Origin of the sequence: Candidatus Didemnitutus sp. (assembly GCA_019634575.1) — a bacterium.
GTDB lineage: Bacteria > Verrucomicrobiota > Verrucomicrobiia > Opitutales > Opitutaceae > Didemnitutus.
In genome coordinates, this window is sequence record JAHCAY010000001.1 from 676,911 (window position 1) to 698,943 (window position 22,033).

Here is a 22,033-nt window from a genome sequence, read left to right on the forward strand (position 1 = left end):
CGAAAGCACTCCAAAAGGCCCGGCCGACGCAATCGGCGGGGCGCGCAAAGAAGCGAGCGCGGCGTGGAGCGGCGCGGGATGGCAACAACCCGCCAGCCTTCCAAGATGGGGCGGTCCCGCAAACCGGGATCACCCAACTGCAAGTCGAACGCAGCCTGAGAGGTAAGAGGTCAGACCCGTCGCACGGGGCCAACGCACTGCCAAAAGCGGTGGCCGTCCCCGTGGTCAAGGTGCCGGTGCGACTGTATTCTTGCAGGCGTCCCAGCACCCGTCCGGCGAGCGAACCACCGGCAGGTGGTCACCGAACCGGGCGTAGAGGCCTCACTCGATAGATCCTGTGCCTGAAAGGGCCGGGACGGTCCCGCTATGAGACCGAGAGCATCGCTTTGCCGCGGTGAGTAGCGTCGGGAAACACTTGGCCCGCCAACCGGCGAGAGCGCCTAACAAGTGTGAATGGGAAAGAGTGCGTGGCGAACGCCCACCCCCGAATTTGGCCCGGGCTCCGCAAGGAGTCCGGGCCTTTTTCTTTAAGTAGAACCCTTTCGACAGCGCGCCGGGCAGAAACTTTTGCCCGGAACCACGAGCTTAAAAGCTTGGCCCGGCGCGCTGTCCGTGGGTTCGAGATATTTTTTGCCATAGTTGGGCCGATCCTCCGGGGTCGGCCCTTTTTGTTGCGCGGCAACCAGCTGGACGTCTGCGCCCAGCCGGCGAAGTAGCGGGAGCTTCCAGCTCCCGTTTCGCTGTTTCCGTCAAACGCAGTAGCAAGATGCCACCGCTACTTTGGGAATCCCGTAACGCGTGCCGGCGTGCAACGGATTGCTTTAAGGTTCCTTCTTGCCAAGCCTCGGCGCGAGCCGCACCGTGACCCTTTTTCCCTTTCACAAACCGCCGCCCGGCATGAACCAGAACATCCGCAACATCGCCATTATCGCCCACGTCGACCACGGAAAGACCACGCTCGTCGACAAGCTCCTCAAGGAAGGCGGCGCCTACCGCGCCAACCAGCAAGTCGAGGAGCGCGCCATGGATTCCATGGATCTCGAAAAGGAGAAGGGCATCACCATCAAGGCGAAGAACACCTCCGTCCACTGGCAGGACAAGACGATCAACATCGTCGACACGCCCGGACACGCCGACTTCGGCGGCGAGGTCGAACGCGCCCTCCGCATGGTCGACGGCGTGCTGCTGCTCGTCGACGCCTACGACGGCCCGCAGGCCCAGACGCGCTTCGTGCTCCGCAAGGCGCTCCAGCACGGCCTCAAGGTCGTCATCGTCATCAACAAGATCGACCGCGACAACGCGGACCCGGTGAAGATGTATGATAAGGTGCTCGAGCTTCTCATGGAGCTCAACGCCACCGAGGAGCAGTTCGACGCCCCCGTCGTCTACGGCTCCGGCCGCGACGGCTACATGATGTATCACCTCGGCGAGGAGAAGAAGGACATGACGCCGCTCTTCGAGACGATCCTCGAGCACGTCCCGCCCCCGTTCGCCAAGCCGAACGAGCCGTTCCACATGCTCGTCTCCAACATCGATTGGAGCGACTACGTCGGCCGTATCGCCATCGGCAAGATCCTCGGCGGCAGCGCCAAAATCGGCGACACCGTCCACGTCATCCGCAACGCCAACGGCGCGCGCGTGAAGGCGAAAATCACGAAAGTCTTCGAATACTCCGGCCTCGGCACCAACGAGTCGGCCACCGCCACCGCGGGCAACATCGTCGGCATCTCCGGCTTCGAGGACGTCGACATCGGCGACACCATCACCGCCGACGAGAACGGCCACGCCCTCCCCTTCACCCAGATCGACCCGCCGACGCTCGAGATGCAGATCGGCGTCAACGACGGTCCGCTCGTCGGCACCGAAGGCAAGCTCGTCACCTCGCGCCAGGTCCGCGAGCGCCTCTTCCGCGAGATCAAGACCAACGTCTCAATCTCCGTCGAGGACTCCGACCGCGCCGGCGTGTTCAACCTCAAGGCGCGCGGCGCCATGCAGGTCGCCGTGCTCGTCGAGACGATGCGCCGCGAAGGATTCGAGATCACCGTCTCCCGCCCGACCGTCATCGAGAAGATCGTCGATGGCAAACGCCACGAGCCCTACGAGAGCGTCTGGATCGAAGTGCCCGACGAGTGCGTCGGCACGATCATGCAGAATCTCGCCAACCGCAAAGGCCAGATCACGAACATGGAGAAGCATCACTCCACGACGATGATCGAGGCCACCATCACGACCCGCGGCTTGATCGGTCTCGAAATCGACATCGTCAACGCCACCAGCGGCCGCGGCGTCATGTCGCACCTCTTCAAGGAATACGGTCCCTACGCCGGCGAAGTCCTCACCCGCCTCACCGGCACGCTCATCGCGACCGAGGCCGGCGAGACCACCGCCTATGCCCTCGTGATGTGCCAGGAACGCGGCAAGCTTTTCGTCGGCCCGGCCGAGCGCGTTTACGAAGGCATGATCATCGGCGAAAACCCGCGCAACGAGGACATCGCCGTCAACGCCGTCCGCGAAAAGAAGCTCACCAACTTCCGCTCGCAAGGCGAAGGCGTCGCCGACTCCCTCACGCCGGCCACCAAGCTCTCGCTCGAGCGCTCGATCGAATATATCGCCGCCGACGAACTCGTCGAAGTCACGCCGTCGAACATCCGCCTGCGCAAGCGCGTCCTTAAGGAAACCGAGCGCCGCAAACTCGAGCGTGCCGCCCGCAAGGCGAGCGACGAGTAAGCTCGCCGCAACCGACACGACGCGCGCGATTCACCTCATTACCGAGGGCGGCCCGACGGCCGCCCTTTTCGTTTTCCGGCTCCCCGCGTGAAAGGATGCGGGAGCGAGCTTGCTCGCGACGGTTTCCCGCCCCGAGTCGCGAGCAAGCTCGCTCCCGCAAATTGAGTCACGCATTGGCGTGACCGCCGCGAATTTTATGCCGCGGCGCCCCCGTGCCGCTTCTCCTCTTCCGCGACGCGCGTGATGTGCCGTGCGAAGTCCGCGTCTTCGCCTTCGAGCAATGTCGGCAGCACTGCGCGAAAATCCGCGCGACGGCACCACGCGCGCATGTAGTCCTCCCAAGTCTGCCACAGGCGCGCCGCCTGCCGGCTCATCTTGTCCTCGTAGACGAGAATGTAGGCCCGCTCGAACAGCGCGATGAGGATCTCGAACAGCACGTCCCGTCGCTCGACCTGCTCCGCGGTCAACTGCACCGCGCCGACCTTCGCCGTCATCAGCCGCAAGTCGGCGTTCTCCAACACCAGCCTCAGGAACTTGTCGTAGTCGTCTGCCAGTTGGAGATAAACCTCCTCGTCGTCGTTCAGACGTTCCTTCCGCCGGTCGAGCACGTAGACCACGATCGCCAGCGGCAAGCCGACGATGGTGACTGCATAGCTGAGCGCCTCCAAAGTTTCCATCCAAGCCATGCCCTACGATGGCCTGAAAGCGGACTTGGTCAAACTGCCGACCGTCAGTGCGTCGCGCTCGCCGCCACGGCCTCGGTCTCTTCCTGGATTTGCCGCGCCTTCACGAGTCCGTGCGCGCTGTGCTTGCCGGTGAGCTTCACGCAAGCCTTGTCCATGAGAACGTAGACGACGGGGATGACGTAGAGCGTGATGACCGTCGACAGCATCAGTCCGCCGACGACGACGATACCCATCGGATTGCGCGTCTCCGCGCCTGCGCCGTGGGCAAAAGCAATCGGCACCGCGCCGAGCACGGTCGAGATCGACGTCATCAGAATCGGTCGGAAGCGGATCGTCGCGGCTTCGAAGGCCGCTTCGGCCGCCCCGACGCCCTTCTCCACCTGGAGCTGGTTGGCGAACTCGACGATGAGAATGCCGTTCTTCGCCACCAAGCCGATCAGCATGATCAGGCCGAATCGCGAAAACAGATTGTCCGTCATCGGCGCGCCCCAGAACCGCGTGCAATACAGCACGAACAAGCCGCCCGCGACGGCGATGAACACGCCGGTGAAGATCGTCGCGGGGTGAATCCACGACTCGAACTGCGCCGCGAGAATCAGGAACGTGAATACGAGCGCGAGAGCGAAGAGCACGATGGTGTCGTTACCGCTCTCGACGAACTCCCGCGTCTCACCGTCCCACGCGTAGGTATAGGCCGCGGGCATGAGTTGCGTTGCGGCTTCCTCCATGAATTTCACGCCGTCGCCGATTGTCTTCCCCTCGGCCATCTGGCCGGAGATCGTGACCGAGCGCAACCGGTTGAAGTGCGGATAGCTCTCGGGCACGGTGTTCTCGGACCAGCTCACGAGATTGCTCAGCTGCACGAGCACGCCGTCGTTCGAACGCACATAGAGCCGCGCGAGATCGCTCGGCGTGGCGCGGTTTTCGTCGGTGACCTGCACGATGGCGTAATACTGCTGGTTGCCGCGCTGAAATTCCGTGACGCGGCGACCGCCCAGCAACGACTCGAGCGTGGAGGCGATAGCACTGATCGGCACCTTCAAGTCCGCGGCCTTCGCACGGTCGATGCGCACGTCGAGCTGCGGTTTGGTGGGCGACGGGTCGACGCGGGGCTGGATGAACATGCCGCTGTCGCGCATGCGCGACAGGAAATCGGCGCCAAGCCGCTGCAACTCCGCAAAATCGCTTCCCAGGAGCACAAACGACACGCCGCTGCCGCCGCGCCCGCGACCGAATGGCCGCACCGGATTCGCCACCGCCTGCCCGCCCGTCACCTCGCGCTGGAACTGCCGGCGCAGGTCGGCGACCACTTCCTGGGTCTTGCGGTGACGCTCCTCCCACGGCTTGAGCGTCGCGAAGACGAAGGCGCGACCGCCGTCGCCGGTGCGGTGGAAAGTCCGCTCGATCTCCGGGATTTTGAGGATCATCTGCTCCATGTCGTAGGAGTAGGTCCGCAGGTATTCCGGCGTCGCCCCGATCGGCGCGATGAGATTGGCAGTGAAAATGCCGCGATCCTCCAGCGGCGTGAGTTCGCGCTGGAGTTGGAAATACAGGCCGATGCCGAGCACGGTGAACAGCAGCGCGCCGCCGAGCACGAGCGTGCGGGCCCGCATCGCGGCACGGAGCGTGCCCTCGAAGGCGCCGTTCAGTTTCACGAACAACGGCTCGGTCTTCTCGTAGAACCAGCCGTGCTTCGCGTGGCCGTCGACCAGCTTGGTTTTCAGCAAGCGCGAGCACAGCATCGGCGTGAGCGTCAGCGCCACGAAGGCCGAGACGAGCACCGACACCGCCAGCGTGATGCCGAACTCGAAGAACAGCCGGCCCGTCTGGCCCGACTGGAACGCCACCGGCAGGAACACGGCCGCGAGCGTCAGCGTCGTCGCGATGACCGCGAACGCCACCTGTCGCGCGCCGAAGACCGCGGCGTGGATCGGGCTCTCGCCCTCCTCCATGCGCCGGTAGATGTTCTCGAGCATCACGATCGCATCGTCGACCACGAGACCCACCGCGAGCACGAGCGCGAGCAGTGTGAGCGTATTGATCGTGAAGTTCATCCAGCTCATCACCGCGAACGCGCCGATGATCGAAACGGGGATCGCCACGAGCGGCACCATCGTCGCGCGCCAGTCGCGAAGAAAGAGGAAGATCATCAGCACGACCAGAATCGAAGCTTCGTAGAGCGTCTTGTAGACCTCCTTCACCGAACGGTCGACGAACACGGAGCTGTCGAAGCCGACCGCGACCGTCACGCCCTCGGGAAAATCCTGCTGCAGTGACGGGATGAGTCCCTTGATGCCGTTCGCGACGTCGAGGACGTTGGCCTGCGCCTGGCGGAGCACCTGCACGGCGACCGTCGGCTGGCCCTTGAAATAGCTTTCCGAACGGTATTCCTCGGCGCCGAGCTCGACGCGTCCGACGTCGGAGAACTTCACCTGATGGCTGCCGCGCGTCGCGAGCACGAGGTTCTCGAATTCGCGGACCTGCGTCATGCGGCCCTCGATGCGCACGGGAAATTCGCGCGCGGCCGACTCGATGCGCCCGCCGGGAATTTCGATGTTCTGCTGACGGAGCGCGTTCTCGACATCGGCGATCGTGAGGCTGTGCGCCGCGAGGCGGTCGCTGTCGACCCACAGGCGCATGGCGTAGCGCGGGCCGCGGACGTTGACCGAGCCCACGCCCGGGATCGTCTGCAGGCGCTGAAGCGCGATGCGCTCGACCATTTCGCGCACCTCAAGGCGACTGTAACGTTCGGAGTTGAATGCCAGCGTGATGACCGGCGAGGAATCGGCGTCGGCTTTGGTCACCTGCGGCTCCTCGATCTCATCGGGCAACCGGCCGCGGGCGCGACTGACGCGATCGCGCACGTCGTTGGCCGCATCGTCGACGTTACGCCCGAGATCGAACTCCACCGTGATGCGCGACTCCTCCTCCTGCGAATCGGAGCGGATCACGCGGATACCGTCGATCGACGCGATCTCGCGCTCCAACGGCTCGGTGACCTTGGCCTCCACGACCTCGGCCGATGCACCGCGATACGAGGTCTGCACCGTGACGATCGGCGAATCAATCAACGGATACTCGCGCACCGGCAGGCGCACGAAACTCAGCAACCCGACCAACACCACAATGATCGACGCCACGAGCGCGACGACTGGGCGACGAATGGAAACGTCGGAGAGAAGCATGACTCACTCTCCCACGCGGAATTCCTGCCGCAGCGGACGCGGCTCGAGCACCGTGCCGGGGAAAATGATCAGTCCGCCGACACCGGAGGCGACGACCGGCTCGTCGACGCCGATCGCGTCGGCCTTCAGCGGCGTGATCTCGACCAAACCCTTCTCGCGCAAGCCGAGCGTCACGGGCACCATGTCGGCGACTTGGTCCGCCCCTTTCGTGCGCGCGACGATGATCTGCGTGCCCTTGGGCGTGGTGAGGATCGCGCCTTCCGGCACAGTGAGCACGTTGCGGCGCACTTGGAGCACCAGGTCGATGTTGGCGAACATGCCGGGCTTGAGCCCCGTGATGTCCCGGCCGATGTAGCCTTTCACCTGAGTGGAGCGGGTCAGGCGATCGATGACGGAGGCAACGAAATAGACTTCGCCTTTCGCGCGCGCTTCACCGGTCGGCGTCTGCGCGCGCAGCGAGAACTCCGAACCCTGCTTCACCCGCTCGGCGAAGCGCTCCGGAACCTGGAACTCCACCTTCATGCGGCTGAGATCGTCGAGCGTCGTGATGACGGTCGCCGCGGTGATGTAGTCGCCCGGGGAAATCGTGCGCGCGCCGACGATGCCGTCGAACGGCGCCTTGATCTCCGTCTTCGCGAGACGCACGCGCAGCAGCTGCAATTCGGCCTCCGCGGTGGCGTATTCGGAACGCATGCGGTCCGCCTCGGCCTGGGACATCGACTTGGCCTGCGTGAGGTCCTCGGAGCGCTTGAGATTCAGCTCCGCGAGACGGAAACGCGACTCGGCCTGCGCCGCCTGCGCACGCAACTCCGCATCGTCGACGCGCACGAGCACCTTGTCCTTGGCCACCGACTCACCTTCCTCGAAGAGCACCGCGCGCACTTGTCCGGAAACTTCGGCGCGGATTTGCGCCGTCTCGTTCGGCGCCAGCGAACCTACGAGCGAAAGCGACTCCACGAGGTCGCGCCGGGCCACGGTCACCACCTCGACCGGTTGCTTGGCCTTGGCCGCGCTCGCCACCGGACCGGCTGCGTCTTTCTTCGCACAGCCGGAGGCAATTAGAAACAAACCGGCGCAGCCGGCAGCGAACAGTCGGGTAACGGGACGCATTCGCCCCGAAAGTCAGTCAAAAGCCCCACTCAGGCAAGGGGGATTCTGTGAACACTGCGTCTCAGCCGGCGACCTTGGCGTAATCGTCTGACGAAAGCAGCGCCTCAGCGTCGGCCGGATTGGCGAGCTTGAGCTTCAGCATCCAGCCCTCGGCGTAAGGCGCGTGGTTCACCTTTTCGGGGTTCGCATCGAGTGCCTTGTTGACCTCGACCACCGTGCCAGCGACCGGCGCGTAGATGTCGGACGCGGCCTTGACGGACTCGACGACACCGAACGACTCACCGGCTTTCAGCGCCTTGCCGACGCTCGGAAGCTGCACGAACGTGATGTCGCCGAGCGCGGCCTGCGCGTGATCGGTGATGCCGACGAGCGCCGTGCCGTCACCGGCGAGTTTCAGCCATTCGTGGGACTTCGCGTATTTGAGATCGGAGGGGATGTTGCTCATGAGGGAGTCGAGTGGAGTGATTCGGGAAATTTTCCTGAAGAACATGCCGCGTGAAGCGGCGCGCGGACAATCAATTTTTCTTCAGCGCGACGAACGGCGGCTTGGTGAGCGTCAGCGGGAGCTTCGTGCCGCGGATGTCGACGAGGAGTTGCTCCTTCGCCGCGGCGGCGTCGACCAGCGCAGAACCGATCGCCTCGTTGAGAATCGGCGAGAGCGTGCCGGAGAGCACGCGGCCGACGGTCGCGCCGGCGGCGTTCAGCACGGGCGTCTCGGCGCGCACGATGCGGCGGTCGCCGGTCTTGAAGAACACCACGCGTTGCTTCGGGCCGTTGGCCTTTTCGGCGGCGAGCACGTCGGAGCCGGTGAAGCCGCCTTTGTCGAACTTCACGACCCAGCCGAGGCCGGCGCTGATCGGGTTGATGTCCTGCGTGATCTCGTGGCCGTAGAGCGGGAAACCCGCCTCGAGACGCAGCGAATCGCGCGAGCCGAGACCGGCGAGTTCGAGTCCGAGCGGCTGGCCGGCGGCGAGCACGGCTTCGGCAAGTTTCTCGGTTTCGCCAGCAGCACAGTAAAGCTCCACGCCGTCTTCGCCGGTGTAGCCGGTGCGGCTGATGATGCACTTCACGCCGGCGACCTCGCCGTCGGTGAAGTGGTAATACTTCACGTCCGCCAGATTCGTTTTCGTGAGCGGCTGGACGATCTCGATCGCGCGCGGACCTTGCACGGCGATCTGGCCGTAGTCGGCGGAGCGGTTCACCACGGTGCAGTTGAAGCCCTTTACCTGCTCCTGCATCCAGGCGATGTCCTTGTCGATGTTACCGGCGTTGATGCAGAGGAAGTAGTCGTCCGTGCCGCGCATGTAGACGAGCAAGTCATCGACGACGCCGCCGTGCGGATAGCACATCGTCGTGTAGAGCACGCGGCCGGGGAAAAGTTTGGTGCAGTCGTTGGTGACGAGGCGCTGGAGAAACTTGAGCGCGTCAGGGCCCTGCACGTCGGCCTCGCCCATGTGACTCACGTCGAACAGGCCGGCGCGCTGGCGCACGGCTTTGTGCTCGTCGAGGATGCTCTTGTATTGCACGGGCATGTCCCAGCCCGCGAAATCGACCATACGGCCGCCGTTCCGACGATGAAACGCGTTGAGGGGTGTCGTTTTCGGTGCGCTCATCGGGCCACTAAGCTCCGCGCGTCGCGGCCGGGCAAGGAAACTTTGGCCCGCGGCCTAGTCATTACGGACCGCACCCCCGGCTAAAAGAAATTGTGTGCGCCCGGGCGGCTGCCCACCTTGGCGACATGTTCGGCTTCGTCTTCGCGGTCCTGTTCACGCTCGGCATCTCCTTCTGGTGCTCGCTGCTGGAGGCGCTCGTGCTCAGCACGACGACCGCCGAGGTCGAGGCGCTGAAGCGCGCCAAGCCCGCGCGCGGAAAGCTGCTGGAGGATTTCCGCACCAACATGGACGAGACCATCTCGTCCATCCTCACCCTCAACACGATGGCGCACACCCTCGGCTCCGTCATCGTCGGCGCGCTGGGCGCGGATCTGTTCGGCCACGCCTCGCTGGGCTTCATCTCCGGCGGCATGACGCTCGGCATCCTCATCCTTTCCGAAGTCATCCCCAAGAACCTCGGCGTCGTCCACCGCCCGGCCCTGCAACCGCATGTCGTCTATCCGCTGCTCTGGATGACACGTGTCCTGCGCCCGATCACTTGGCTCTGCAAGCAGGTCGTGAAGATCGTCGTCGGCAAGAAGGCACTCCACCAGAAAGCCGACCGCGAAATCATCCTGCTCGCCGAAAAAGGCGCGCAGGAGGGCACGATTTCGCGCAGCGAATCGAGCATCATCACCAACGCCCTCTCGCTCGACGACGTGCGCGTCGACGAGATCATGACGCCGCGCATCGTCGTGACGGCGCTGCCCCGCAATTCCACCATCGGAGAAGTTTTCCGCGAATACCCGAACGTGCCCTTCGCGCGCATTCCCGTTTACGGCAAGAATCTCGACGACATGGTCGGCCTCGTCCGCCGACGCGACCTGCTGAAGTCGAAGGCCAACGACCAGGATTTCGAGCTCGTCGAGAAACTCATGCAGGAGGTGCAGTTCATCCCCGAAACGGTGACCGTCGCCCAGGCGCTCCAACAGTTTCTGAAAACCCACCAGCAGATCGCCGTCGTCGTCGACGAATTCGGCGCCACCACCGGCGTGCTCACGATGGAGGACATCATGGAGCACATCCTCGGCAAAGAGATCTTCGAAAAGGACGACGTCGCCGTCGACATGCGCGAACTCGCCCGTGCCAAATCGCAAAAACTCACCCGGACGCGCCGCGGCGAGACGCCCACCAAATCCTAAGCCGGCCGCACTTCCGAGCCCCGCTCCTGTCCTCTTTCCCCAGCCTTTTTCCAACCGTGTCACTTCTCGCCTTCTGGGTTCACGATCTCAGCCCGTTTCTCATCCGCTTCGGCGACAACTTCGGCATCCGTTACTACGGCCTCGCCTATCTGCTCGGTTTCGTCGCCGCCGGATTTCTCTTTCTACGCTACCATCGCGCCGGAAAGACGCCGCTCGAACCGGAAACCGCGACCGACTTGGTGGTCGCGATCGTCGCCGGCGTAATCCTGGGCGGCCGCATCGGCTACTTCGTTTTCTACCAGCCCGAGATCCTGCTGCATAATCCGATCGCGCTCTTCAAAGTCTGGGAAGGCGGCATGGCGAGCCACGGCGCTTTCATCGGCGTGACCGTCGCGCTCTGGCTCTTCACCCGCGGCAGGAAGGTGTCTTTCCTGCACATCGGGGACTTGGTCGTCAGCACCGCGCCGGTCGGGCTCTTCCTCGGACGCGTGGCCAATTTCATCAACGGCGAACTCTGGGGCAAACCGAGCCGCGTGCCGTGGGCGGTGATCTTCCCGCACAGCGCCGAGCCCGGCATGCCGGCGCACCTCATCCTGCCGCGCCATCCGTCGCAACTCTACGAAGCCGCGACGGAAGGATTGCTGCTGTTCGCCTTCGCGCAGTGGCGACTGTGGAAAACCGACGTCGTGCAGCGCGAGCCGGGCCGGCTGGCCGGCGAATTCCTCATCGCCTACGCGCTGGTGCGCATGTTCTGCGAACTCTTTCGCGAACCCGACGCGGCACTGATCATGGGCCTGAGCCGCGGGACGTTCTACTCGGTCTTCCTGATCGCCGCGGGCCTCGTCCTCATTGCATTCACGCGTCGCCCGAAGATTTCCGTGGGCTAAACAAAAAGGCGCGCCGAGCAGCGCGCCTTTGCGGAAACCGGAGTGGGACGACGGGTCAGAGCGTGAAGTTCGACGGCACGATGCCGCCCTTCACCACGCAAAGCACGCCATCGCGGATGACGATGCCATGCGGATACTCGCCGTCCGGCTTGCCATCGGGCGAGAGCGTGACGTTGTCGCCGATGCGGGCGTTCTTATCGATGATGGAGCGGCGAATCTTGCAGTTGCGGCCGACGCCGAAATGCGGGCGGCCGGCCTTGCGATCGGCTTCCTGCTCGACGTCAGTCTGGTAATAGTCGGCGCCCATCATCACCACGTCCTCGAGATCGGAGTTTTCGCCGAGGATGGAGCGGATGCCGATGAGGCAGTGGCGCAGGCGCGAATCGGTGACGATGCAGCCGTCGCCGATGACGACGTGGTCGATGTCGCAATGGTTGATCTTCGACGCCGGCAGGTAGCGCGCGTGCGTGTAGATCGGGGCGTTGCGATCGAAGAAATTGAACGGCGGGAGCGGCTGCGCGAGCGCGAGGTTGGCCTCGAAGAACGCGCGCACGGTGCCGATGTCCTCCCAGTAGCCCTCGAAGATGTAGCTGCAGAGCTTGGCCTTGCCGAGGAGGGTCGGGATGACTTCCTTGCCGAAATCCTTCATCGAGTTGTCGAGCGCGCGGGCGAGGACGTCGCGGCTGAACACGTAGATACCCATCGACGCGAGGCAGCGCTTCTCGCCGGTCTTGTTCGTGCCGAGGCGAGCCTCGAGCGCATCGCTCATCGCGAGACCGTTGATGATCGCGGGGTCCTTCGGCTTTTCGACGAACTCGGAGATGGTGAGATCGTCCGCCACGCGCATGAGGCCGAGGCCCTCGACCTTCGAGGTCGCAAACGGGATCGCGGCGATCGTGACGTCAGCCTTCGTCTCGATGTGTTGCTGCACGATCTTCGCGAAGTCCATCCGGTAGAGCTGGTCGCCGGAGAGGATGAGGATGTATTCGTGCCGGTGGCTGTTGAAGTGAACGAGGTTGCGGCGCACGGCGTCGGCGGTGCCCTCATACCACGCGTTGCTCTTCTCCGTCTGCTCGGCGGAGAGGATGTCGACGAAGCCGCCGTTGAACGCGTCGAAGTGGAAACTCTTCTGAATGTGCCGGTGCAGCGAAGCGGTCAGGAACTGTGTGAGCAGGAAGATGCGATTGTAGCCGGAATTGATGCAGTTGCTGATCGGAATATCGACGAGGCGATACTTCCCCGCCAGCGGCACGGCCGGCTTACAACGTTCCTTGGTGAGGGGAAACAGCCGCGTGCCGCGACCGCCGCCCATGATGACGGACAAAACCCGTTTGGAGTCAGACATGGTAGAGCTAAAGGCCTTGCTTATCATTCCGGCGACTTCTCAAATCGCCAGACAAATTAAACCCTTATGTGCGGCATCGTTGGCTACGTCGGAAAAAACAAAGCAGCCCCCCTCATCCTCGAGGGGCTGAAGCGCCTCGAATATCGTGGCTACGACTCCGCCGGCGTCGCCGTTTGGCAGGACGGAGGGTTCGCCATCGCGAAGAAAATCGGCCGCGTCGCCGGCCTCGAACCGGAGGCCGCCAAGCTCCGCCTCACGGGCACCTACGGCATGGGGCACACCCGCTGGGCGACACATGGCGGCGTCACCGACGCCAACGCCCACCCGCATCTCAGCAGCGACGGCAAGATCGCCCTGATCCACAACGGCGTCATCGAGAACTACGTCTCGATCAAAAAATTCCTCGCCGGTCGCGGCTTCACTTTCAAGTCCGAGACCGACACCGAGGTCCTCTGCAACGCCATCGCCTACCACTACGCGAAGGAGCCGGTCCCGTCCGATCCGACGGAAAGCCGCTTCGTCACCGCCGTGCGCAAGACGCTCCGTCACGCCGAGGGCACTTACGGCATCGTGGTCATGGCCCTCGACGTTCCCGGTGAACTCGTCACCGCCCGCAAAGGCTCGCCACTCATCCTCGGCATCGGCGACGGCGAGAGCCTCGTCGCGAGCGACGTCGCCGCAATCGTCAGCCGCACCCAGAACGTCGTTTATCTCAAGGACGGCGAGATCGCGCACCTCACGCCGAAGAACTTCGCCATCACGACCCTGAACGCCGGCGACGTTTCGCCGGTCATCGACAAGGTCACCTGGTCGATCTCCGACGCCGAGCTGAACGGCTACGCCCATTTCATGGAGAAGGAGATTTTCGAGCAGCCCACGGCGCTCGAGAACACGATGCGCGGACGCTTCTCCGAGGACGGCAGCACCGCCCAGTTCGGCGGACTCAATATCACCGCGAGCGAGCTGCGCAGCTACGAGCGTTTCCAATTCCTCGCCTGCGGCACCGCGCTGCACGCGTGCATGGTCACCGAGCATCAGATCGAGCGCTTCGCCCGCGTGCCGGTCGAATGCGACTACGCCTCCGAGTTCCGCTATCGCAACACCCCGCTCGATCCCGCGACGCTCTTCTTCACCATGAGCCAGTCGGGCGAGACCATCGACACGCTCGCCGCCATGCGCGAAGCGAAGCGCAAGGGCTACAAGGTCCTCGCGATTAACAACGTCGTCGGCTCCACCATCGCACGCGAGGCCGATGGCGGCATCTACCAGCACGTCGGCCCCGAAGTCGGCGTCGCCTCGACGAAGGCCTTCACTTCGCAGCTGCTCATCGGCGCGATGCTCGCGCTCTATATCGGCCGCATGCGCGACATGAGTTTCAGCGACGGCGCGCAGATCGTCCAAGCGCTCAAAAGCGCGCCCGACCTCGTCCGCACCGCCCTGAAACAGGCCGATCACATCCGCGGCATCGCGAAACGCTACGCGCACTACCACGACATGCTGTTCCTCGGCCGCCTGTCGCTCTTCCCCATCGCGCTCGAAGGCGCGTTGAAGTTGAAGGAAATTTCCTACGTGCACGCCGAGGGCTACCCGGCCGCGGAAATGAAGCACGGCCCGATCGCGCTCATCAGCGAGCACTGCCCTTCCGTGTTCTTCGTCTCCAGCGGCGAGATGTTCAACAAGGTCGTCTCCTCGATGCAGGAAATCAAAGCCCGCAAGGGGAAGATCATCGCGGTCTGCACCGACGCCTGCAAATTGCCCGACGGCCTCGCGGACGAAATCATTCCGATCCCCGAGTGCCACGAGGCGGTCCTGCCGATCGTCGCCACCATCCCCGTCCAGCTGCTGAGCTATTACATCGCGGTCGAACTCGGCCGCGACGTCGACAAGCCGCGCAACCTGGCGAAATCCGTTACAGTGGAGTGATTTCCCTATAACACCCTCAATCGAGGGCGCGACTGGCGAATTCGAGGTTCAGATCGAGGCACAGCACCTCGGTCTGAACTACATCTCCGAGGCCAACCAAGAGAGGCACGACATTATACTAAGCCTTTACTGGCATGGGTATGGCCCCGCCGAAATCGCAACTTACTTGAATCGCCTCGGGATAAAGACCCCGCGAGGCAAAACCTACTACGCGAAACTCGTCGAGGTGACCCGGCGGAAGCTGCTTCTGAGGAAAAAACGGCGCGGAAAAGTGATCGTGACAGTCTCTGCACCCCGTTTCCGTCAAAATTCGTAATTTGCTGTATTAACATACCTTATCTAACGTTCAAAGCCTCGGATTGCATAAATACAGCGTGTTTATGGAAATTCGAGGAAATGGAGATTTTTCAGGGGCGCTCCGCGCGGGTTTAAGCGCTCACCTTCGCACCTTGCCGTTGGGCGACTGCTTTGGGGTCTCACTCACCATGAAGCAGCATAACGAAGGCATTTGGCTCGATGAGATTCGAGCGTCCCAAAACCTCCGGCATTTCATGAACCGCCTGAACTATGCCGTATTCGGCAAACGGTTCCAGCGGCATGGAGTCCGTCTCCGCGTCATTCCGGTCATCGAGCGATCATCCACTGGCCGCCTCCATTACCACCTCGTTCTTCAAAACCCATATCCCGACACGCCCGAGCTTTTCGAGCGGCTCATCGAAACCGAATGGCGCAAAACGCCCTTCGGGTATTTCGAGACTCACGTCCACCAGCAGATAGACCACGGTTGGACGGACTACATCAGCAAGACCAAGACCGCCAGCGATGGCATAGACTGGGCGACCTATCACTGGAACTGACGGGCTAAAGCTCCTGCTCCATCTCCCAGCCGCCAAGGAATCACTCACGCGAATCCTTGATGGAATCTTATTACCCAATTCCTCAGACCAATCCAGAGATCACCAGACGAACATCAGACAGGATCAAATCCATTCACTGCCCGAACCTGATCATTTCTGAAAACACCTGACCCAAATCGACCACATCGAAAAACAACGGACGAGAACCTAAGATGACTGACGCCACACCAATGCTCCTGATGAATTTTCGCATCCCTTCGGACCTTAAAATCCAGTTCCGCGACACCTGCCGCCGTAGACGAACCCGGATGTCCACGGAACTCGTCCGTTTCGTGACTCAATTCCTCAAACTGGACCATTGGGAGACGGTCGAACTCGAGCGGATGAAACACCGCCTCGACACGAACCGCGCCGAACCGCGCCGCCTGCTAATCGATCCAAATACTGGACTCCCGCTTTCGTGACCACCGCCAGGTTACACCGCCTAACGTTACTCGATGACTATATGCAATGAACCACGCCGAGGCTTCGGCAAGTTGGCCGCGTGGATTTCGTAATCCACTTGGAACGAGGTCCGCGTCGCCGGCGCGTTCAGAGTGAGGATCATTTCATTCAACTCCTCCGTAAACCCGTGGTTTAACTTTCGAACTTTGAAATCCACGTCGAAGCTGTTCGTCTTTCTAATGCGGAGGGATCTCTTCGCGTCCATACGTGCGACCACAGGCGCGTCCCGCAATGCAGCTAGGTTCGAAGGGTAAGCTACCGGAAGGGAAAGATTTTGCCACTTCTCAGATGGTTTAAGCGGGAGGTCGGGAGGGGCCGGCAGGTCGGGTGCCTCGGGAAATTCATTCTTTTCGCAAAGAAAGAACCCGTCGGGAAAATGCATGTGAACAACTATATCGTCCGCCGGCGCGGTGCCATCATTGCTTACGCCTATTTTTATCGGGTAGCTTCGGCGCAGATAGTTCTCATAGGCATGCTGCTTTTTTCTGTTCTCAATGAAACAACCCCAATATTCCTCCAAGTCCTCGTTGTATCTTTTGGCGTCCTCCGGGTGATAGCCGTGCAGCTGCTCCAAAAACTTCGCAACCTGCATCGACACGGTCTCTGGTTCAGCCGAACTCTCTTCCCGGACACGAAGCTTTTTATGGGTCCGCTTCGCCTCTTCGAGCAGCTCGATGGCATTCCTCTCGTCGAAGGGCATCTCCTCCTTAAAGCTAAGTCTTAAGAGAGACGTTCCATCAACGAATGAAAGGCTCAACTCCGGAATCGTAGATTTCAGCGCGAGAACTTCGGCTTCGAGCAACCGGATTCGTTTCGCTTCAGAGTCCTCCTCCTCGGGTAATTTCAAGTCGTCGGACAACTGAAGCACCTCGATCTTGTGAGCACGGCATTTCAATTTTAGGCCAAGATCGGCCGTAACCAACACGTAGTGCTGCGTTCCGTCTCGCCGTTTCTGTTCAAGCACCGATGCGATCAACCAATCGTCCTGAATGTCGGTTCGCAACTGATGCGCGGCAAAATCGATCTGCGGCTCCGAGGTGATACATTCCCCAAATACGCCTTCCCTTATCGTGGCCCGCAGCTCGGAGCGGAATAATCTTTCGATGTCCATTAACGCAGCCTGAGCGCGGCGTTTGATCTTCTGACTGGCACCGCCATCCTTCTTTTCGTTGAGCTCTCGCAGCGTGATCGGCGGAAAGGTGATGGTCACTTGCCGCTCCCCAGCCACAGCTAACCAATCGATCTCTGTGAACCGTCGGTAGTGAAGAAATACGTTGGTGTCTAAGAAAACGACCACGCGAGCGAGACTACCCTAGGAAACCCGAGGTTCAATTGGAAACAGGACAAGCGGACGCAGCATGCCCTCCGTTCCCATTCTGTCCCTTCTCAGTGAACCGAAACAATTCGAAGGGGTAATCCAATACCCGAACGCTCAAATCACTCCTGAGATGCCTCAGAGTGTCGCCGCGGCACTTAGCGGACTTTTAGTTGAACGTGGAGCATCTTGCCCTCGACTGTCCCGGTCACGGTGATGCTTTCACCCTTTTTCAGCTGAGCTAGGCGCTTTCGGTAGTCTTCGCGGTCCGGGAATGTGCATTGGACACCGATGTCGTCACCAAGGATCACATAGGGATTGTCCATGATGTCCTTAGCGATGTCGTTAATCACTCCCGACACTTTGATTGTCTTACCCTTGAACTGCTCGTCGGCGGCCACCTCGTTCGCCTCGTAGGCCTTGTAGAGCGTCTCCGCGTCGATCGTGGCTAGCGAGTCCTGTTTTGGGGCCGGGGCCGTAGCGGGCTGAACAGCGGCAGCCGGAGAACTCTTGGAGCCACTGTCACCGCCTCCACCGCTGAAAATCGCGCCAACAACACACAGCGCGATGAACCCACCGCCTGCATACATGATCAACCGAAGGCAGCCTCCCTTTTTGTTTGGTGCTCCGCACTTCGGGCAGTTCTTGGCGTCGGAGGCCATCTCGCTTCCGCAGGTCTTACATTTGGTCAGGCTGCTCATTTTTGGGGGCTGGGATTCGGTTTCCCGAGAACGAATAGGGCGACACGTGAGATTCGTAAACCTTAAAATGCTATCTAACGGCTGTCGATTCATAGGCGTCACCAAACTAGAATGGGGAACCAATGGAGAAGGCGGTGACCCAAGACCTACGGCTGCTTGGCGAAGGAATTCGCCGACACAGACAGGCGCTTGATGTCAGCCAAGAGGACTTCGCGGAACTGTGCGACCTCCACCGAACCTATATTGGGCAAGTTGAGCGCGGTGAGAAAAACATTTCGTTCGAAAACATTTTGAAGATTGCCCGCGGCCTAAAAATCAAACCGTCGAAATTGTTTTCGACCGCCGGACTGTGACCGAGTGGGACGGTGCGACGACGAGCACTCTCCCGAAACTCAGTCGCGACTTGACCGGGCTTCGTAACGGTCGCTTTATCCTGTGGGCCAGAGCCACGCCCCGGGGGCTAACGGGGCGCGGTTCTCTTCCATTTGTCGGAGATCGAAGCGCATGAAAAAGCGAACCCCAGAGAAGAAAATAATGAGCAGGAGGGAAACAATCAGGATCGGTGCCCTCTGGAAAAAGGCATTCGAACTAGGCATGGCTGAACGCGAGATTCTGTGTCTCCAAGATGAACACAGTCGACAGGCATTGGCCGAGGCGTTCGGCGTGAGTCCGGGACGTATCTCGCAAATTAAGGCGAAGGCGATTCGGAAGATGATCCACCCTTTCAGAAGACGACTAGCGATCGAGTTGGGGATAGCTCAGAGAATCGGACTGACCAACGAGCAGATTGAAGCCTACAAGGACCGGCCAATAGATCCGTTGCCTAGGGACCACCATTTGCGTCGGAAACTCGAACAGGACGACTCGGACGAGCAATAAAAAATGCCACCGACTCGACGTCGATGGCATCGGGGGACGGGTGGTGATTGACTATGCCGCAGGTCGCGCGACCAATGAGGGAAGGAGATCGAATAGTTCCTGTTCGTATGCGGCGACCGCGAGTTCGATCACCTTTCGGATGTCGTCCGGGGGAAGTGCTTCCGAGCACAGTGGGTCGCTCAAAATATCGCGGCATTCCTGGGCGCAGTAATCCCAGTTATCGGGACCGCATTCCTTCGCCGCCTGAAAAAATTTCAAGGCTTTCACTCGAAGTTGATCGCGCGGACTGAATGAGCTAAACCCCAAACCGTAGACCCAGTCCATCGCCGGAACCGCGTGGAGGGCTTTGATCGCCTTGGTCAGGTTCCAATCCTCTTCCCACCTCTCCTCTTCGAGGTATCGCCAGTAGGAAATCAGGCGTTCGATGAAGGCGTCCTCCCCCGGCGACATTTCATCTTCCTCTGTATTTGGGCGATAGTCGCTCGATCCACGTAGGTGGGCCCATTCGGATGCAGCCTCGAACGCTTCCGTCATGGCTTCTTCTTCACGGAACGTAGCACAGCGGATGCCTTCAAGCGCCCGCGCGGTTTCAAAAACCCCAATTTCTTGGGGAGCTAATTCACGAACTGTTTGGGTAATACTCATACACTAGTAATTAGCTTCGGCCTCGGCCCCATGTCATAAATTCGCGCATTTTCCGTGCGATTTTATCGGCCGCCCTTGAGTCCACTGGTTATCGAATTACCAAAAGATAATCAGATTCCCTAGTCCCTTGGCAGCCAATGGGCTCGATTGGAGCACTTCGGGATTCACTCCGTAACTGATTATGGAATAATAGGATGAGAACAGAACATAACCTCAACTTATCCTACCATGTCCCTTGGGAAACAGTCGAAGATCGTCACGGACAAGCAGACCGAAGCCATGCTTGCCTATCTAACTCGTCGTCGAAACGGCATCCGCAACCGAGCGGTATTCCTTCTCTCGGTGAAAGCCGGTCTCCGGTCGAAGGAGATAGCCTGTCTGCGCTGGTCCATGCTGGTGAACCCTGACGGGCAATTAGCCGACGCGATCCATTTGACCGACGATGCATCGAAAGGCCAATCTGGGCGGGTGATTCCGCTCAATCGCAATCTCAAGGACGCTTTGCAGGGCCTATACGACAGGCAGCGGAACGCTCCGGGATTCGATCTTGCCTCGTGGTTCGTCGTCCGGTCTGAGCGGTCCAATCGGACAAGCCCGCAGGCAGTGGTGAACATGTTTTTCCGCTGGTATCGAGATCTGGGTTACGTCGGATGCTCCTCCCATTCAGGGCGACGCACTTTCATCACGAACGCGGCGCGGCGAATCGGTTCCGTCGGTGGATCGCTCAGGGACATCCAATTGATGGCTGGTCACCGTAACCTTCAAACCACGCAGCGATACATTGAGCACGACACAGAGTGCCAGCGGAAGGTGGTGAACCTTGTCTGAGACGCTTCACATTTACACCCGGGTAAGCTCGGTATCGCAGGCGCAAGATGGCACGTCGCTAGAGACCCAGCGAGGAATGGGTGAAAAGGCCGCAAAGGCGCTCGGAATGACCCCAAAGATTTGGGACGAGGGCAGCGGTTCCAGCAACGATGACAACTTCGCAGATCGCCCCATCCTGACGCAGCTTCTTTCAACCGTTGACGCTGGAAAGGCGAAACACATCTGGGTCTTCAACACCGACCGCCTAGCACGAACTCAAGCGGCATGGAGTCTAATCCGCCTGAAACTGGTGGCCCAGAACGTGACCCTGTGGACCACCAGCGGAGAATTCGATATGTCGGACCCGACCGACAAATTGATACTCGGCGTGCTCTCTGAGATTAGCGCATACGACAACGCGCTCCGAACAGAACGTAGTCGGCTTGGGAAGCTGAACAGAATCCGCCAAGGTTATTGGATGGGAGGTCCTCCTCCCTACGGCTACACGGTCCAAAACAAACGTTTGGTTCCCGACAAGGACGAAGCGCAGTGGGTGAAGTTTATCTTTGAAAGCTACCGCGACGGTAAGACGGTAAACGAGATCAGGAAGAAATTGCTGCAAAACGGCGTCGCGACACGCCGGAGAAAGACAGTTTGGAGTTCGGCTTCCATCGAAGCTTTGCTGACCAATACCCACTACTCGGGGCACTACGTCGTCACCGACAAAAAATCGGGCGAGGTGATTTCTTCAACCTGTGATCCGATCCTACCGATATCTCTCACGCAGGCGGTTGCCGAGGCGAAAAAAAAGCGCTCGGTCCATCGGGTCAAAGAGAGCAGTCAAAAGCATTTTTATCTGCTCCGCGGCTTACTTTTCTGCGGGCATTGTGGATGCCAACTTAGCGGGCGGACCTACGCCAAACAGTATCGCTCGGTCTATTACTGCCCGAGGCGGGAGCGGAATCATGCAAACCTCGATCCCACTCAGGCTCGAAAATGCTCGAACGGTCGTTACCTCAAAATTGCGGAGACCGATGACCTAATTTGGAAGACAGTCATGGACGTCTTAAGCACGTCGGAGCTGTTCAAGTCCCACTTCAAAGAGAAGATTTTCACCGAGAAACAATCCTACGGTGAGCGAATGCGTGAGGCAAATCGCTTGGAAAAGAAGCTGCGCGGGATTGATCGTGAAATCGAGGGCTACGCCACAGCCATCCTGGCTGTCCAATCTGGGGACACGGCCAGCCAGAAATCACCCGAAGAGGTTGCCAAAATCGTCCATGACATCACTGGATTGAAACTGGGCTTAGAGGCGGATCGGTCAAAACTCATCGCTGAGATTCAGGCCAAGAGAGCCCAAGTTAAGTGGGTTAATTGGTTGACCGAATACAGCGAAGACCTCGCAAAAAAGCGTGACCTCAAAGGTGAAGAGCGGCGGAAGGTTCTAGACGGCGTCATCAAGACGATTTCTGTCACAACCGTCGATACCCGCCGCCATCGCTTGACGATCACGTTCAAGCAGCCGTATCACGGAGCGAAATTCCATTACCTTGACCCCAAGGTTCGTTCCAAGGGCGGCGCGATAACCGGCGGGACCGAGACGGTGGACATACCTGTAGACGAAGATGACGCTAAAAAAAACACCTCAGCTTAATTGCCTCGGAGGGC

At 60.6% G+C, this 22,033-nt stretch carries 19 protein-coding genes; 10 read left to right on the forward strand and 9 right to left on the reverse strand.

Going from position 1 to position 22,033, the window contains the following annotated elements; all coding sequences use genetic code 11:
* Window positions 1–897: 897 nt before the first annotated feature.
* Window positions 898–2,727, forward strand: a complete 1,830-nt coding sequence (gene typA / locus KF715_02810; GenBank protein MBX3735595.1) for a translational GTPase TypA — start codon at window positions 898–900, stop codon at window positions 2,725–2,727.
* A gap of 194 nt (window positions 2,728–2,921) precedes the next feature.
* Here typA and KF715_02815 read toward each other — a convergent pair whose 3' ends face one another.
* From KF715_02815 to gcvT, 5 genes are all read right to left on the reverse strand, one after another.
* On the reverse strand, window positions 2,922–3,413 hold the full coding sequence (locus tag KF715_02815; GenBank protein MBX3735596.1) for a hypothetical protein: 492 nt from the start codon (window positions 3,411–3,413) through the stop codon (window positions 2,922–2,924).
* Between the two features lie 44 nt (window positions 3,414–3,457).
* Entirely contained in the window at window positions 3,458–6,598 is a 3,141-nt protein-coding gene (locus tag KF715_02820) for an efflux RND transporter permease subunit (protein ID MBX3735597.1), read from the reverse strand.
* A gap of 3 nt (window positions 6,599–6,601) precedes the next feature.
* Entirely contained in the window at window positions 6,602–7,708 is a 1,107-nt protein-coding gene (locus KF715_02825; GenBank protein MBX3735598.1) for an efflux RND transporter periplasmic adaptor subunit, read from the reverse strand.
* 61 nt (window positions 7,709–7,769) lie between these two features.
* On the reverse strand, window positions 7,770–8,153 hold the full coding sequence (gcvH, locus tag KF715_02830; protein ID MBX3735599.1) for a glycine cleavage system protein GcvH: 384 nt from the start codon (window positions 8,151–8,153) through the stop codon (window positions 7,770–7,772).
* Window positions 8,154–8,223: 70 nt separating this feature from the next.
* Complete coding sequence (gcvT, locus tag KF715_02835) at window positions 8,224–9,321, reverse strand: glycine cleavage system aminomethyltransferase GcvT (GenBank protein ID MBX3735600.1); 1,098 nt, start codon at window positions 9,319–9,321, stop codon at window positions 8,224–8,226.
* 125 nt (window positions 9,322–9,446) lie between these two features.
* Between gcvT and KF715_02840 the strand changes: the two genes are divergently transcribed.
* Together KF715_02840 and lgt are read left to right on the forward strand one after the other, a co-directional pair.
* Complete coding sequence (locus KF715_02840; GenBank protein ID MBX3735601.1) at window positions 9,447–10,502, forward strand: HlyC/CorC family transporter; 1,056 nt, start codon at window positions 9,447–9,449, stop codon at window positions 10,500–10,502.
* A 56-nt stretch (window positions 10,503–10,558) separates the two neighbouring features.
* Window positions 10,559–11,389, forward strand: a complete 831-nt coding sequence (gene lgt, locus KF715_02845) for a prolipoprotein diacylglyceryl transferase (protein MBX3735602.1) — start codon at window positions 10,559–10,561, stop codon at window positions 11,387–11,389.
* A gap of 55 nt (window positions 11,390–11,444) precedes the next feature.
* Here lgt and KF715_02850 read toward each other — a convergent pair whose 3' ends face one another.
* A complete protein-coding gene (locus KF715_02850) occupies window positions 11,445–12,734 on the reverse strand; it encodes a glucose-1-phosphate adenylyltransferase (GenBank protein MBX3735603.1) in 1,290 nt (429 codons plus the stop codon).
* Between the two features lie 66 nt (window positions 12,735–12,800).
* On the opposite strand from KF715_02850, the gene glmS reads away from it, so the two are divergent.
* The 3 genes from glmS to KF715_02865 all read left to right on the forward strand — a co-directional run bounded on the left by glmS (window position 12,801) and on the right by KF715_02865 (window position 15,978).
* Entirely contained in the window at window positions 12,801–14,657 is a 1,857-nt protein-coding gene (gene glmS / locus KF715_02855) for a glutamine--fructose-6-phosphate transaminase (isomerizing) (GenBank protein MBX3735604.1), read from the forward strand.
* Between the two features lie 551 nt (window positions 14,658–15,208).
* Window positions 15,209–15,514: a hypothetical protein gene (locus KF715_02860; protein MBX3735605.1), complete on the forward strand. Its 306-nt coding sequence runs from the start codon at window positions 15,209–15,211 to the stop codon at window positions 15,512–15,514.
* Between the two features lie 212 nt (window positions 15,515–15,726).
* Complete coding sequence (locus KF715_02865) at window positions 15,727–15,978, forward strand: hypothetical protein (GenBank protein MBX3735606.1); 252 nt, start codon at window positions 15,727–15,729, stop codon at window positions 15,976–15,978.
* Window positions 15,979–16,004: 26 nt separating this feature from the next.
* Here the strand turns inward: KF715_02865 and KF715_02870 are convergent, their stop codons facing one another.
* Both KF715_02870 and KF715_02875 read right to left on the reverse strand, forming a co-directional pair.
* Complete coding sequence (locus KF715_02870; GenBank protein MBX3735607.1) at window positions 16,005–17,315, reverse strand: hypothetical protein; 1,311 nt, start codon at window positions 17,313–17,315, stop codon at window positions 16,005–16,007.
* 176 nt (window positions 17,316–17,491) lie between these two features.
* The gene (locus KF715_02875; protein MBX3735608.1) at window positions 17,492–18,034 is read right to left on the reverse strand and encodes a hypothetical protein; all 543 of its coding nucleotides are present in this window, start codon (window positions 18,032–18,034) and stop codon (window positions 17,492–17,494) included.
* Between the two features lie 122 nt (window positions 18,035–18,156).
* Between KF715_02875 and KF715_02880 the strand changes: the two genes are divergently transcribed.
* Both KF715_02880 and KF715_02885 read left to right on the forward strand, forming a co-directional pair.
* Window positions 18,157–18,387 (forward strand): helix-turn-helix transcriptional regulator, encoded by a 231-nt coding sequence (locus tag KF715_02880; protein MBX3735609.1) that lies wholly within the window; start codon window positions 18,157–18,159, stop codon window positions 18,385–18,387.
* Between the two features lie 151 nt (window positions 18,388–18,538).
* Window positions 18,539–18,913 carry a hypothetical protein gene (locus KF715_02885; GenBank protein ID MBX3735610.1) on the forward strand — a complete coding sequence of 125 codons (375 nt, stop codon included), beginning with the start codon at window positions 18,539–18,541 and terminating at the stop codon, window positions 18,911–18,913.
* Between the two features lie 51 nt (window positions 18,914–18,964).
* Here KF715_02885 and KF715_02890 read toward each other — a convergent pair whose 3' ends face one another.
* A complete protein-coding gene (locus KF715_02890) occupies window positions 18,965–19,558 on the reverse strand; it encodes a hypothetical protein (protein ID MBX3735611.1) in 594 nt (197 codons plus the stop codon).
* Between the two features lie 228 nt (window positions 19,559–19,786).
* Here KF715_02890 and KF715_02895 point away from each other — a divergent pair, with 228 nt between their 5' ends.
* Entirely contained in the window at window positions 19,787–20,386 is a 600-nt protein-coding gene (locus KF715_02895; protein MBX3735612.1) for a site-specific integrase, read from the forward strand.
* Window positions 20,379–22,019, forward strand: coding sequence for a recombinase family protein (locus KF715_02900; GenBank protein MBX3735613.1), 1,641 nt, complete (start codon window positions 20,379–20,381; stop codon window positions 22,017–22,019). The genes KF715_02895 and KF715_02900 overlap by 8 nt, the downstream gene beginning before the upstream one ends.
* The last annotated feature ends 14 nt before the right edge of the window (window positions 22,020–22,033 follow it).

What these genes read in the sequence shown, in the direction of transcription:
- typA (MBX3735595.1), top strand. Translation starts at nt 898, where the DNA reads ATGAACCAGAACATCCGCAACATCGCCATTATCGCCCACGTCGACCAC.
- KF715_02815 (MBX3735596.1), bottom strand. Translation starts at nt 3,413, where the DNA reads ATGGCTTGGATGGAAACTTTGGAGGCGCTCAGCTATGCAGTCACCATC.
- KF715_02820 (MBX3735597.1), bottom strand. Translation starts at nt 6,598, where the DNA reads ATGCTTCTCTCCGACGTTTCCATTCGTCGCCCAGTCGTCGCGCTCGTG.
- KF715_02825 (MBX3735598.1), bottom strand. Translation starts at nt 7,708, where the DNA reads ATGCGTCCCGTTACCCGACTGTTCGCTGCCGGCTGCGCCGGTTTGTTT.
- gcvH (MBX3735599.1), bottom strand. Translation starts at nt 8,153, where the DNA reads ATGAGCAACATCCCCTCCGATCTCAAATACGCGAAGTCCCACGAATGG.
- gcvT (MBX3735600.1), bottom strand. Translation starts at nt 9,321, where the DNA reads ATGAGCGCACCGAAAACGACACCCCTCAACGCGTTTCATCGTCGGAAC.
- KF715_02840 (MBX3735601.1), top strand. Translation starts at nt 9,447, where the DNA reads ATGTTCGGCTTCGTCTTCGCGGTCCTGTTCACGCTCGGCATCTCCTTC.
- KF715_02850 (MBX3735603.1), bottom strand. Translation starts at nt 12,734, where the DNA reads ATGTCTGACTCCAAACGGGTTTTGTCCGTCATCATGGGCGGCGGTCGC.
- glmS (MBX3735604.1), top strand. Translation starts at nt 12,801, where the DNA reads ATGTGCGGCATCGTTGGCTACGTCGGAAAAAACAAAGCAGCCCCCCTC.
- KF715_02860 (MBX3735605.1), top strand. Translation starts at nt 15,209, where the DNA reads ATGAACCGCCTGAACTATGCCGTATTCGGCAAACGGTTCCAGCGGCAT.
- KF715_02865 (MBX3735606.1), top strand. Translation starts at nt 15,727, where the DNA reads ATGACTGACGCCACACCAATGCTCCTGATGAATTTTCGCATCCCTTCG.
- KF715_02875 (MBX3735608.1), bottom strand. Translation starts at nt 18,034, where the DNA reads ATGAGCAGCCTGACCAAATGTAAGACCTGCGGAAGCGAGATGGCCTCC.
- KF715_02880 (MBX3735609.1), top strand. Translation starts at nt 18,157, where the DNA reads ATGGAGAAGGCGGTGACCCAAGACCTACGGCTGCTTGGCGAAGGAATT.
- KF715_02885 (MBX3735610.1), top strand. Translation starts at nt 18,539, where the DNA reads ATGAAAAAGCGAACCCCAGAGAAGAAAATAATGAGCAGGAGGGAAACA.
- KF715_02890 (MBX3735611.1), bottom strand. Translation starts at nt 19,558, where the DNA reads ATGAGTATTACCCAAACAGTTCGTGAATTAGCTCCCCAAGAAATTGGG.
- KF715_02895 (MBX3735612.1), top strand. Translation starts at nt 19,787, where the DNA reads ATGTCCCTTGGGAAACAGTCGAAGATCGTCACGGACAAGCAGACCGAA.